The sequence below is a fragment of the Francisella orientalis FNO12 genome (assembly GCF_001042525.2).
GTDB lineage: Bacteria > Pseudomonadota > Gammaproteobacteria > Francisellales > Francisellaceae > Francisella > Francisella orientalis.
This window is the reverse complement of sequence record NZ_CP011921.2, coordinates 356,419-369,674: the sequence shown is the minus strand read 5'-3', so window position 1 is coordinate 369,674 and position 13,256 is coordinate 356,419. Positions and strand designations below refer to the sequence as shown.

The following is a 13,256-nucleotide window of genomic DNA, read 5'->3' as shown; positions in this document are numbered from 1 at the left end:
TTCTAAAGCTCCTGATACTTATTACCACGTAATAAATTCATATGCTTAATGCGCTTATTGATAAGCTCTTTAGTGCCAATATCAGGACGATGAAATAACTTACCATAGATATTTTTGACAGCGTTTTCTGCTTTTTGCTCTGCTTCTGCTATCGTATTACCTAAACCTAATACTGCTACTGCTCTAGAACCTGTACCAATTAGTTTACCATCTCTAAAATCTACAGATCCTAAGAAAATTTCAACATTATCAGGGCATTTTGATATATCTATCTCAAAGTTTTTGACTGACTGATTCGGATACCCTAATGGTACTAGATATTTACATACACTAGCTTTATTTTTAAATTCAGCTTTTATCTTATCAAGAGTACCTTTAGTTATTGCTTGTACTATCTCAACAAAATCTGTTTCAAGTAAAGTTAGCAAATTCATAGCCTCTGGATCACCAAATCTAGCATTATATTCAATAACTTTGGTGTCATCTTTGGTAGCCATAAAACCACCGTATAAAATACCTTGATAAGGTTCGCAAAATTTGTCACTCAAGGCTTTTGCAACTTTCTCATTTATCTCTTTTGCTCTAGTTATATCAGAATCTGATAAAAATGGTAAACTATGATTAGCATCTGAATAAGTACCCATACCACCAGTATTTGGGCCTTTATCGTCCTCATGTGCACGTTTGTGATCTTGTACAGCTGGCATATTAATAAAATGCTCACCATCAGTGAAAGATATCAAAGAGAATTCTTGACCAACAAGCTTCTCTTCAATCACAAATTCCTTACCTGCATCTATCAATGACTGACAATGTTTAAGAGCATCGCTCATTGTATGTAAATGATCCCTCCATACAAGAACTCCTTTACCACCCATCAAACCATCTGCTTTTATAACAAACTGATTTCTATATTCTTTGAGAGTCTCTTCTACACCATCCATAGTTGAGAACTTCCTAAAGAAAGGGTTTGCACCTATATCATAGTCACGGATTAGGTCTCTTGTGAAACCTTTTGATGTTTCAAGTTGAGCAAGTTTCTTAGTTGGACCAACCACGCCTATACCATTTGCTTTAAGAGTATCAGCAAGACCAACTTCAAGCGGTGCCTCTGGACCAATAATAGCTATATCAATACTCTCTGATTTTGCATACTCAAGAACTGCTTCACAATCACAGATATTACCAACTTTATATCCTTGAGCTATTCTATCAATACCAGGATTTACCGCTGTGCTTATACAAAAAAGCTGATTCTTAATAGCACTTCTTTTAACTGCTTCAGCTATTGCATGCTCTCTACTTCCTGAACCTATTAAAAGAATATTCACTTGACTCTCCGTATTTAAATAATCTGTAACATTTTTTGCGATTCTATGATTAATATTTTCTATATCCTCTGGCACTTCAAACTTCTGCCCAGTTATCATCTCAAAGAGAGTTATATATTTTTGAGATAGCTCTACCACCAGCTTCTGTGGTGATTGTGGTAAGATATCATCATTGTATGGATCACAGTTTTTTGCAAACCATAATCTAAAAAATTCTTTGTCAATATTTTCTGGCTCTTCACCATTTTCAAATCTTTCAATATAACTATCTTTTAGCCAAAATCTTGAGCTATCAGGTGTATGAATCTCATCTATCAGAATAATTTCGCCAGTCTTTTCATCAACTCCAAACTCATACTTTGTGTCAGCTAATATCAAACCATGTTCTAGGGCTTTTTGCTGACCAAATTCAAATAACTCTAAAGCTTTTTGCGAAGCATAATCCCATTGCTCTTGAGTTAACCAACTCTCCTTGACAATATCATCGGCAGAAATTGGTCTATCATGGTCTTGCTCTTTCGTTGTAGGTGTTAGAATATTTTGTGGTAGTTTTTGATTCTTTTTCAAACCCTCTGGGAGAATATTACCACAGTAGTTACGACTACCATTTTTGTAATGAGTCCACAACGATGTTGAAGTTGAACCAGTTATATAGCCTCTAACCACAAACTCAATTGGTAGCACTTTTGCTTTTCTTGCTACTACGACATTAGCATCTGGAGATGCTATAAAATGATTTTTGACAATATGAGCAGTTTCTTTGAACCACCAAACTGATGATTGAGCAAGAATCTGGCCCTTAAATGGAATGAATCCCAACGATCTATCAAAAGCTGACTGTCTATCAGTTGATATCAAAATACTTTTATCATCAGTAAAGTACATATCTCTAACTTTACCAGTGTATTTATCTTTGATACCCAGATCTGTTGATTTTAAAACATTTTGTATATTATTGATGATGATTTGTTTATCAATCATTAGATAATTTCCACCTTGCCTGTATTTGTAATCTTACCTATTTGATATAGTTTTGTATTTGTGTGCTCTTTAGCTAACTCTTTCATCTTATCAAATTGATCTTGGCTGGCGATTATAGTCATACCTATACCCATATTAAATGAGCGATACATCTCAAATTCACTAATATCGCCAATTCTTTGCATAACTCTAAAGATAGCTGGAGTTTCAAAGCTATCTTTAACAATCTCAGCACCTAACCCTTGTGGTAAAACTCTTGGAATATTCTCTATAAATCCACCACCCGTAATATGTGCCATACCTTTGATATCAATACAATTATCCAAGAAATCGTGGATAATATTAGTATAATTAACATGCGGCTCTAGCAATACATCGCCAATAGTTCTGCCATCTAGCTCTGGATATGTATCAGTGTGCTTGTTGCCAGCTACATCAAAGAATAATTTACGTGCGAATGAATATCCGTTCGTATGCAATCCTGATGAACTAAGACCAAATACTATATCACCTTCTTTGATATTCTCGCCATTGATAACTTTATTTTTATCAACGATACCTGTGATTACACCCACCATGTCAATCTCACCAGCTTGGTACACCCCTGGCATTTCAGCAGTTTCACCACCAACTAAAGATACACCACACTCAGCACACGCCTTTGACATACCCTTGACAAGCTCTTCCATAATCACAGGATCAAGCTTATCGTGAGCAACATAATCTAAAAAAGTGATTGGTTTAGCGCCCATCACGACAATATCATTTGTCGCAGCTGAGAAAAGATCATAACCAAGATTTTCAAACTTACCACACATTACTACAACTTTAGTTTTAGTTCCAACACCATCTATTGATTGTACTAAAATAGGATCATCATAGTTATTGATGATATTTTTTAATGAATAAAGTGATCCAAAACTCCCTAAGCCTGTCAAAACATTCTTTGTAAATGTTTTTTTGACATGTTCTTTCATTCTATTAACAGCTTCATTACCTGCTTCAATATTTACGCCAGCATCTTCATATTTTAAGCTTGCCATGTTATTTCCTTTCTACATAAATTAGTATCCCCGAGCAAGCGGGAATCTTTTCAATTCAACCCATTGGTATAGAGATACCCGCCTACGCAGGTATGACTACCCATCATAAAATCAAATCTATAAGCTACCTATTTAACTCCTGAGCACACTGAAAAGTATTATAAAGAAGCTCTGTAATAGTCATAGGTCCAACACCCCCAGGTACCGGAGTAATCGCAGAGACTTTATCTTTCACTGCCTCAAAATCAACATCACCCACAATTTTACCATCAACATGATTAATACCAACATCTATAACTACAGCACCATCTTTGACCATGTCAGCTGTGATAAAACCTGGCTTACCTACCGCCACGACCAAGATGTCTGCTTTGGTTGTATGAGACTTGAGATCTTTGGTAAACCTATGACACGTTGTAACAGTTGCTTTGGCATTTAATAATAACTGAGAAACAGGTTTGCCGACTATATTACTAGCCCCAACTACTACTGCATGAGCGCCTTCTGTCTGTATACCATACTCTTTAAGCATAGTCAGGATACCTTTAGGTGTACAAGACTCTAGACACTTTTTGTCTCTAAGCTGTAGTCTACCAATATTTGCAGGATGAAAGCCATCCACATCTTTTTCTGGCTTGATCGCATAGATAACTTTTTGTTTATTAATATGAGTTGGTAACGGTAATTGCACTAGAATAGCATGTACACTAGAGTCGTTGTTTAGTTTGTCAATCAATTCTAATAACTCTTGCTCAGTTGTTACTTCAGGAAGTGTTATAACTTCTGAATTTATACCTACTTTTTCACAGGCTTTTTCTTTTGAGCCCACATAAGTCTTACTAGCAGGATCATCACCAACAATTATTGCTACTAACTTAGGAACTATACCTGTTTGTTCTTTGTATTCTCGAAGTTGATCAGCCAATCTCTCTTTTAGATCTATAGAAAGCTTTTTGCCATCGATTAAAGTCATTTTTTGATTACTTAATTTAATGAATAAAAAAGATATTAGATATGATATCAAATTCAGTAGAATCTTTGGAGCTTTTTTAGAAATCTTTTTATAAAAATAAATTAAGAAGTAATTAAATATCTTTAGGGTTTTATTTTTTGGAGGCAACTCCCTATTTAACATCCAATAATATATATATGCGGTACAATAACAACCAAAAGCTACTCCAAAAATCACATCACTTGGATAGTGAGAACCAACTATAATTCTACTACCAGCGAATACAACTATAAGTACGTACCACAAATATCTAAATTTTGGAAAAATATAAAAAAGTGCTATAAACATCGCACCAACTGTTATTGAGTGCCCTGAAGGCATACTTGCAAAATCATAACCTGGAGCATGAAAGTGCTGAAAATAATGCGATCCATATTCTAAGAAAAATTTCGGTCTAGCTCTGCCTATTATAATTTTGAGAACCTGGCCGACAATACCACTTATTGCTACAGTTGCTAGAATAAATCCTGAATATATACAAATCTTATTAAAAGCAATTTTGGTACTCTCAGAAAGCTTATCAATATTGATAAATAGTCTGACTAAAACTATCACTCCACATATTATCAAGATATATTCTGCTTTACCAACATCTGTAATATACCTAAAAGCATTGTCGACAGCTTCAGGCATAGAATGCTCGATATAGTTCTCAACAGGTGTATCAAGATTATAAAATGCAAATACAACCAAAATTAATATTGGCACAAATGTATATTTAAGTTGTAAATATTTAGGTAAATGATAGTTGTGTTGCTTAGGTCTTTTAAAGATTTCTTTGAAGTCTTTAAAATTAGTTTTTAGTACATTTTTAAGCATAGTTGCTCGGCAGTTAGTATTTTATTAGAACTTTAATTATAGCAGAATATTAACCACTCGGATTAGTTATAAATCAAAGCTTTAGTTCTATAACTAATCCGAGTAACTTTTGAAAGACTGTTGACTTTAATAAGGACACACCATCAAAAACAGTAGTCATCCTCGTGCTTAACACGCAGATCTCTTAAATACTTGGCAGATTCCCTCCTTCGCGAGAATGAGTTGATGATTAAATCAACAGCCTTTTCAAAACCATTTTTGTCTTCCTGTGGCTTGCCATAGGATCCTCTTATTATAGGCTTTAAACTTGGATTCTACGATCAAGTCATAGCATAAAAAAGAGAACTTTGTGCATATCTCGCCAAAGTGAGAATCTCTCAAAGATCTAATAGAAATCTCGAATCAAAGAGCAAAATAACAACATTTTTAAGTTTTAGTGGTATAAATCAATATCCTCATGCTTTATCATTGCCGTATAAAAACTAGACTATCAAGTTAAATATTACGACAATTGCTACTAAGTGATAATGAAAATCATTATTTTAGTTAAAATTAAATCTTGGAATATTAAATTAATGCAATAATAATAAAAATACTTGCATCACATAATTTTAAGAATATAATGTAGTTTACAGTGGATTAAATTAATTTACTGGATTGTAAAATTTAAAAGCAATAACATAAAAGGAAAACAAATTATGAAAAAGAAAATGCAAAAAGGTTTCTCACTTGTTGAGTTGATGGTTGTGATCGCAATTATCGCGATCTTAGCAGCAGTTGCTATCCCAATGTACTCTAATTACACTACTCGTGCTAAGATTGGTACAGTATTATCAGATGTTGGTGGTGTAAAATCTGAAATCGCTGAGCGTGTGATGAATAATGGAGCGACTACAGGCGTTTCTTCTTTTGGATCAACATTTAATGGAAGCACTCTTCCAAGTGCGTCAAGCTCTTCTTTAGCATACACTACTGCCGTTGCTGATGGTACGATAACTATGACTTTAACAGCTCCTGTGACAGGTACTATTAGTTTAGCGCCCGTATATAATCCTACTAATGGTGCAATGACTTGGTCATGTACTGGTAGTGCAGTAGCGGGTAATAACGCTATGACTGCATCGCAATTACCTTCTCCTTGTAGTTTTAGTTAATAAATAACCATATCATTATAATTACTCAACTCTTTTTAAAATGATGGAGAGAAATCACTTAGGATTTTCTTTAGTTGAATTAATGACAGTAGTAGCAATTATTGCAATTTTGGCAACTGTAGCCCTTCCGATACTTCTAAACAATAAAGAACGTGCAGCTATTATTGAATCTTTAAATATTATTGGTAATATTAAAACTAGTATTAGAAAGCGACTTAAACCTTAGTAAGGATATCTCCCAACAAAGCTATAACACCCCGACAGGAGTAAGTGTATCAAGTGGTTCAACATCAGGAGCCTCAATAAATATAAACTTAAAAGAAACCTCTCCTCAATATTTTGACAACCCTAATGATATTATTAAACTTGATGCTATAGTTAACGGTAGCACTATACAGTGGACTTGCTCACATAATTATAAATGCCTCAACCTTAACTACGGGCAATGTACCTCTAACTTGTAGAGATACATTTAGCAATTAAATTATTAGTTTTTTCTCTTAAATCAATATATCCCTTTGCATAACCACTAATCGAATTTATTCTATTTTTATATATAAAAAAAATTTTTAATGAATTCTCTTAAAGCATGATTAAATCTTTACACAATAAAGGATTTTCATTCATTGAAATTTTAATAATTATAGCAATTATTAGTATACTTTCCGTATTTGTCATGCCTACATACTCAAACTACGTCACTAGAGCAAAACTTACAGAAGCACCCGCCAATTTAAATAATTATAAAAAGGATGTTCAGGACTATTTTTTTTCGCATGGTGTTTCTACACAAGAACAATTAGAAAACTATAATGTCACAGATGATGTTAATATTGGTGATGCCAATACTAGCGTGATGAGTGATATAGTTGGGCATAACGGTAGAATCGTAGGTGTAAGCAATATCAATGGAAAAACCTATCAGATAGCTCTTTCACCAAGCATTGAAAACAATTCTTTTAAATGGACTTTTCAGTATCTATAGTTGAAGAACAGTCTAGCATTAATGATGGTTATTTTGGACTTAACTTTGAATTTTATAACAATAGCGGTTCTTACATTGCCCCAAGTAGTAGTGTCTTACCAAAAGGATGTAACTCATCTGATGAAAATCAAGACCGTGATTATGAAGCATATAAATCACAAAGAGCAACCCTAGATAGTGATTTAATGAATGGTCATAGCAATGCTGTCACAGCATGGCAAAATAGAACAACAGAAGCTTTAGCACAAGATAGTCAATACAATGACCTTATAAATACTATGAGCTCAGCTGAAAGCAATGCAGACACTGCTTTCAGTGATTACCAAAAATATCAAAACATACAAAGTAATCAATCTAATTTAGACTACTATCAAGAACTAATTGATAATTCTGCAGATGGTGTTGATACAACATCTTGGCAAAATAGTGTCGACTACTACCAAGGTAGAATTGATGATATAGAATCGATGCTGTCTAGCCAAGCAGGTAGTAACTATAATAGCGCTACAGAAGCTGCCGAATACTTTAATCAGCAAAGCAGTATCTATAATACAAATAGACAGGATGCGAATGCAAGATCTTTAGAGATCCAAAATGAACAAAGGAATGTATCTAGTTCAATTAACGGTATTGAAAGTCAAGGATTCAATAGTGACTATAATGGTTCTTATGAGCAATATAATAGTGCTATGGATTCACTGCAATCTAGTCTTAACAGTTCAGTGGATGTTGAGAGATTAGATACTAATCAAGCCGAAGACATATCTCTAAGAGCTTTTACTCAAACTTCTGATAAATATAGCTCTTGGCAGTATAATCAAATCAGAAGTTAAAAGTCTAATAACTACATCTATACAGTTTTAGCTATATAAATCCTTACTTAACTTATAACAATGTTGTATTCACACAGATGAATATCCATGAAATACTATCATCAAGCATTAAGTGACATACTTCCTACACAAATCACAAACCTAAAAGCTCTCTAGCATGAGATAGAGTATTTTCTGAAATATCTACTCCACCTACTATTTTAGCTATTTCTTCAATACGTTGTTGCTGATTTAGCTCTATAATTTTTGATTCTGTAGTATTTTTAAGATACTTCTTAGATATATGTAAATGTGTTTGACCTTGAGCTACAACCTGTGGCTGATGAGTTATACACAATACTTGTAGTCTCTCTGATAGCTTCTTGAGCAATTTGCCAACTTTCTCTGCAGTAACTCCAGATATACCAACATCTACCTCATCAAAGACTAATGTTGGATAAGATCTCTTAGCCGCTGATACTGCCTGTATTGACAACCCTATCCTACTGAGCTCACCACCTGATGCAACTTTTCTAACTGATGCAAGTTGCTCGCCTAGATTGAAGTTAATCATAAATTGACACTCATCTATGCCTTTAGATGTCTTATTCTGAGATGACAAAATCTGTGCCACAAAGCTACCTTTAGGTATATTCAAAAAGCGAATACTTTTCTCAACTTGTTTAGAGAATTCTTTTGCTGCCATTTGACGTGCTTGGCTTAGATCTTTAGCATAATTATCATATTCTTGCTCAAGCTTTTGTTTTTGTTGATTAAGTTGCACTAGCTTCTCACCATCTTGACTAAAATTTTCCAATTCACTATGAAGCTCTTGGATATAATGATACATATAGCTAGGTTCAACTTTATGTTTACGGGCAAATTCATATATCTCACTCATTCTTTGCTCGACTTTCGCTAGCTCTTCTGGATCTTGCTCTAGAGATTCTAGTCTATTCTGTGCCTCATCATAGCTTTCTTGAGCATACACCTTAGTTTGTGAAATCAACTCCTGAAGATTACTGAAAGATACACCATCAAGTTTTGATACCTCTTTTTCAATATCTATTAGCATTGCTCTAACATTAGTATCAGCGTCATACATCAAATTTGAAATATGATTAAGGCTATAGCCAATATCATCTACACTTGAGAGATTTTTTTGACGCTGAGATAACTCTTCAAACTCATTCTCTTCTAGATTTAATCCCACAAGCTCATCAAGCTTATACTCTAAGAGTTCACGCTGGCTATTTTGTCCATCTACATACTCCTGAAGCTCTGATATTTCTGCATTTATCTTTTGTAACTGATAAAAAACACTAGAGACTTTTTTTAAAACTTCATCATTATTTGCAAAACTATCTAATAAACTTAGTTGCGATTTAGGATCTAGCAAATCTTGATGAGAGTTCTGACTATAAATATTTATAAGCTTATCTGAGATTTTTTTGACATCTGTAGCCTTGGCGACACTACCATTTGTAAATAAGCGACTCTGTTTAGACTTATTAATCACCCTTCTAAATGTACATTCATCATTCTCATACTCAACAAAAAGTTCATCCAATAGTCTTTTTGCTTTTTGATTATCTTTGATACAGAATGTTGCCGAAACTTCAGTTACATTACCATCTTGTAAAAACGTTTTTTCTAACCTTGCACCAAGTACAAAACTCAAAGCATCAAGTAAAATTGACTTGCCAGCTCCTGTCTCCCCAGTTAGAACAGTCATACCCTCTCTAAAGTCAATTTCTGTAGATTTTATAATCGCAAAATTTTTAATAGCCAGATGTTTTAGCATACTAATATTACCCGAAATATTGTAACCCCTTCATTATATATACTTTTGTAGAAATTCTAAATTTATTAATAATCGAAAATGGCATTCGATCAAATAGCTGGTAATAAATAATAAGTAACAAGTTCAAATAATTAGCTTATTTTTACTAATTGATAATTTTTTAAGCTTTGAAAATATATTATAATCAAATTGTATATCTTAACCAATATCAAACAAAAAGGATTTACTAAATGCAATTATCAAGAAGAGTTAGGGCGATGCAAGCCTCTCCTGTACGTAAGTTAGTGCCATATTCTATAGCGGCTCAAAAGCAAGGCAAAAAAGTTTACCACCTAAATATAGGTCAACCTGATATCAAAACTCCTAGTGAGTTTATGGATGCTATCAGAGCTTTTGATGAAGAGACTATCGCATATTCAGTAGCTAATGGTGAGCCTAGCCTAATCAAGGCAATCTCAAAATACTACAAAAGATTCGGTATGGATTTTGCTGAAGACGAGATCTTAATTACAAATGGTGGTTCAGAAGCATTAATATTTGCAGCGATTGCTGTTTGTAATGCTGGCGAAGAGATACTTGTACCAGAACCTTTTTATACAAATTACAATGGTTTTACAACTGCGGTTGATGTAGCAATTATACCAATTACTACAAAAGCTGAAGAAGGTTTCCACTTACCTTCAAAAGAAGAGATTCTAGCATGTGTAACTGGTAAAACTCGTGCTATCATGATATCTAACCCAGGTAACCCTACCGGTGTTGTATACTCTAAAGAAGAATTAGAAATTTTGGCAGAAGTAGCTAAAGAGAAAGACTTATTCATAATAAGTGACGAAGTTTATAGAGAATTCACTTATGATGGTCTTATTTGTACATCTTTCGGCAACATCAAAGGTGTTGAAGATCGCGTAATCATAGTTGACTCTGTATCTAAGCGTTATAGTGCTTGTGGTGCTAGAATCGGTTCTCTTTGTACAAAAAACAAAGAGTTCATCAAAGAAGTTACTAAACTATGCCAAACTAGACTATGTGTACCTACTCTTGAACAAATTGGTGCCGCAGCTCTTTATGAAGTATCTGAAGATTACTTAAAAGAAGTAAACACGGAATACCAAAAAAGAAGAGATATAACTTTTGAAGCTCTTTCAAAAATGGATAATGTAGTTTGTGAAAAGCCTACTGGAGCTTTTTATGTAATTGCTAAACTTCCTATTGATGATGCTGAGAAGTTCGCATTATGGTTACTAACAGACTTTGAAGATAATAAAGAAACAGTAATGGTTTCTCCTACAGGTGATTTCTATGCAACTAAAGGTCTTGGTAAAGATGAAATAAGAATAGCATACATCTTAGAAGAAAAAGCTCTAAAAAGAGCTCTTGAGCTTCTAGATAAAGCTATCAAAGCTTATAACAACAAATAAATTTATTCTCTGAATTTTTTTATTTTTTAACTCCTTACTTAACAAATTGATTATCAATATTGGTGATGAACTAACCTAAATATTTCTCTAACTTATAAATATAGCCCACTACTTTTGTATGGTTTTTATGGTTTTAGCTACAATTAAACTAAGAAGAGATACACGCATTTGCGAGAATGACGACAGGAAATACAATATATAGAGTATCTAAAAAGTAACCACTGTTCTTATATTGTTATGCATATTTTCAAAGCCCTTATTAATATCTTCTATCTTAATATTTGAAGTAATAAGGCTATCAATATCAATACGACCATCCATATACCAATCAACAATCATAGGTACATCAGTTCTACCACGCATGCCTCCAAATGTGGAACCCTTCCAAGTACGACCTGTTACAAGCTGGAATGGTCTAGTAGATATCTCTTCACCAGCGCCTGCAACGCCTATTATCACACTTTGCCCCAACCTTTATGAGCACACTCCAAAGCCTGACGCATAACTTTTATATTACCTATACACTCAAAGCTATAATCGGCTCCGCCTCCTGTTAGACGGATTAAATGCTGCACTAAGTCTTCATCAATTTCATTTGGATTAACAAAGTCTGTCATCCCATATTTTTCTGCTAATACTATCACTTATTAGTATCAACACCAATAATCTGTCCTGCTCCAACTAACTTCGCTCCTTGAATAACATTTAGACCAATCCCACCTAGACCAAATACAACAACACTAGCACCAGCTTCAACATTTACTGTTTTAACTACAGCACCAACCTCAGTTATCACTCCACAGCCGATATAGCAAACTTTATCCAAAGGCGCATCTTTACGAATCTTAGCTACAGCAATCTCTGGTAGAACAGTATAATTTGAAAAAGTTGAGCAACCCATATAATGAAAAATCTCTCTACCATCTTGAGTAGTAAACCTTGAACTACCATCGGGCATAAGACCTTTTCCTTGAGTCTCTCTAATTGCCTGACACAAGTTTGTTTTAGGATTTAAACAGTACTCACACTCTCTACATTCTAGAGTGTACAAAGCAATAACTTGATCACTAGGTTTAACAGTGGTTACATTTTTACCAACTGCTACAACTTCACCAGCTCCTTCATGACCTAATATTAGCTGGAAAAAGACCTTCAGGATCTCTACCTGAAAGCGTATATGCTTCTGTATGACATATTCCTGTAGCCTTAATTTCAACTAGCACTTCATTATCCCTTGGTAGTGCTACATTTCCTATCTCTACAGAGAGTGGCTTTCCTGCTTTATATGCTACAGCAGCTTTTGATTTTATAGACATTAAAATTATCTCCAACTATATGAAATTGTTGATTTTATACTTAAGTAGTATTTTAGATGATGAAGAAAAAATAAGTAACTTTTTTAGAAGAGTTTTAGAGAATTAATCACGCTTATATATATCTTCTAAACGTACGATATCATCTTCTCCAAGATAATCACCAACTTGAACTTCAATAATTTGAATGTCACTATCTGTGAAGTTCTCTAATCTATGCACAGCTTCTTTAGGGATAAAGATATGCTCGCCAACATTATATTCTTTGACACTTTCATTAACAGTTATAGTCGGTTTACCAGTTACAACCACCCAATGCTCCGCTCTTTTGAAATGCTTCTGTAAAGAAAGTTGCCCTTTAGGCTTTACAGTGATTATTTTAGTTTGACTCTTATCTGTAAAATTAATTGTTTGATAAGTTCCCCAAGGACGCTCGTAGACTTTACCAACTTCATTTAAATTAGACATACCAAACTCCCGTGTCTAAGGTATTTTTTATCTAAATACCATTATCAAATAAAACTATTATTAATTCAAGTTTTCACTAGGTGTAAATTTTAATTGACAAAATTTAAAACAGG

7 protein-coding genes and 4 pseudogenes are annotated in these 13,256 nt (G+C 33.8%); 4 read left to right on the top strand and 7 right to left on the bottom strand.

The genetic code is table 11. The annotated features are described in order from the left end of the window. Positions 1–2: 2 nt before the first annotated feature. The 4 genes and pseudogenes from FNO12_RS02075 to lpxE all read right to left on the bottom strand — a co-directional run. Positions 3–2,312, bottom strand: a complete 2,310-nt coding sequence (locus tag FNO12_RS02075) for a phosphoribosylaminoimidazolesuccinocarboxamide synthase (RefSeq protein ID WP_014714488.1) — start codon at positions 2,310–2,312, stop codon at positions 3–5. Further along, complete coding sequence (gene purM, locus FNO12_RS02070) at positions 2,312–3,355, bottom strand: phosphoribosylformylglycinamidine cyclo-ligase (protein ID WP_014714487.1); 1,044 nt, start codon at positions 3,353–3,355, stop codon at positions 2,312–2,314. Before purM ends, FNO12_RS02075 begins: the two co-directional genes overlap by 1 nt. Positions 3,356–3,479: 124 nt before the next feature. Continuing rightward, positions 3,480–4,328, bottom strand: coding sequence for a bifunctional methylenetetrahydrofolate dehydrogenase/methenyltetrahydrofolate cyclohydrolase FolD (gene folD / locus FNO12_RS02065; protein WP_030005798.1), 849 nt, complete (start codon positions 4,326–4,328; stop codon positions 3,480–3,482). A 144-nt stretch (positions 4,329–4,472) separates the two neighbouring features. Then, positions 4,473–5,186 (bottom strand): annotated as a pseudogene (gene lpxE, locus FNO12_RS02060) (lipid A 1-phosphatase LpxE); the annotation flags it as partial. Positions 5,187–5,884: 698 nt separating this feature from the next. On the opposite strand from lpxE, the gene FNO12_RS02055 reads away from it, so the two are divergent. From FNO12_RS02055 to FNO12_RS02045, 3 genes and pseudogenes are all read left to right on the top strand, one after another. After that, the gene (locus tag FNO12_RS02055) at positions 5,885–6,340 is read left to right on the top strand and encodes a pilin (protein ID WP_014714485.1); all 456 of its coding nucleotides are present in this window, start codon (positions 5,885–5,887) and stop codon (positions 6,338–6,340) included. A gap of 43 nt (positions 6,341–6,383) precedes the next feature. Beyond that, positions 6,384–6,823: pseudogene (locus tag FNO12_RS11455) on the top strand (pilin). Between the two features lie 106 nt (positions 6,824–6,929). Then, positions 6,930–8,158, top strand: a pseudogene (locus tag FNO12_RS02045) (prepilin-type N-terminal cleavage/methylation domain-containing protein). A gap of 133 nt (positions 8,159–8,291) precedes the next feature. Here the strand turns inward: FNO12_RS02045 and recN are convergent. After that, the gene (gene recN / locus FNO12_RS02040; protein ID WP_014714483.1) at positions 8,292–9,941 is read right to left on the bottom strand and encodes a DNA repair protein RecN; all 1,650 of its coding nucleotides are present in this window, start codon (positions 9,939–9,941) and stop codon (positions 8,292–8,294) included. A 230-nt stretch (positions 9,942–10,171) separates the two neighbouring features. Here recN and FNO12_RS02035 point away from each other — a divergent pair, with 230 nt between their 5' ends. Then, positions 10,172–11,362, top strand: coding sequence for a pyridoxal phosphate-dependent aminotransferase (locus FNO12_RS02035; RefSeq protein ID WP_014714482.1), 1,191 nt, complete (start codon positions 10,172–10,174; stop codon positions 11,360–11,362). A gap of 207 nt (positions 11,363–11,569) precedes the next feature. Here FNO12_RS02035 and FNO12_RS02030 read toward each other — a convergent pair. Then, positions 11,570–12,678: pseudogene (locus FNO12_RS02030) on the bottom strand (S-(hydroxymethyl)glutathione dehydrogenase/class III alcohol dehydrogenase). A 102-nt stretch (positions 12,679–12,780) separates the two neighbouring features. Continuing rightward, positions 12,781–13,143 carry a phosphomannose isomerase type II C-terminal cupin domain gene (locus tag FNO12_RS02025; protein WP_014714481.1) on the bottom strand — a complete coding sequence of 121 codons (363 nt, stop codon included), beginning with the start codon at positions 13,141–13,143 and terminating at the stop codon, positions 12,781–12,783. Positions 13,144–13,256: the final 113 nt, after the last annotated feature.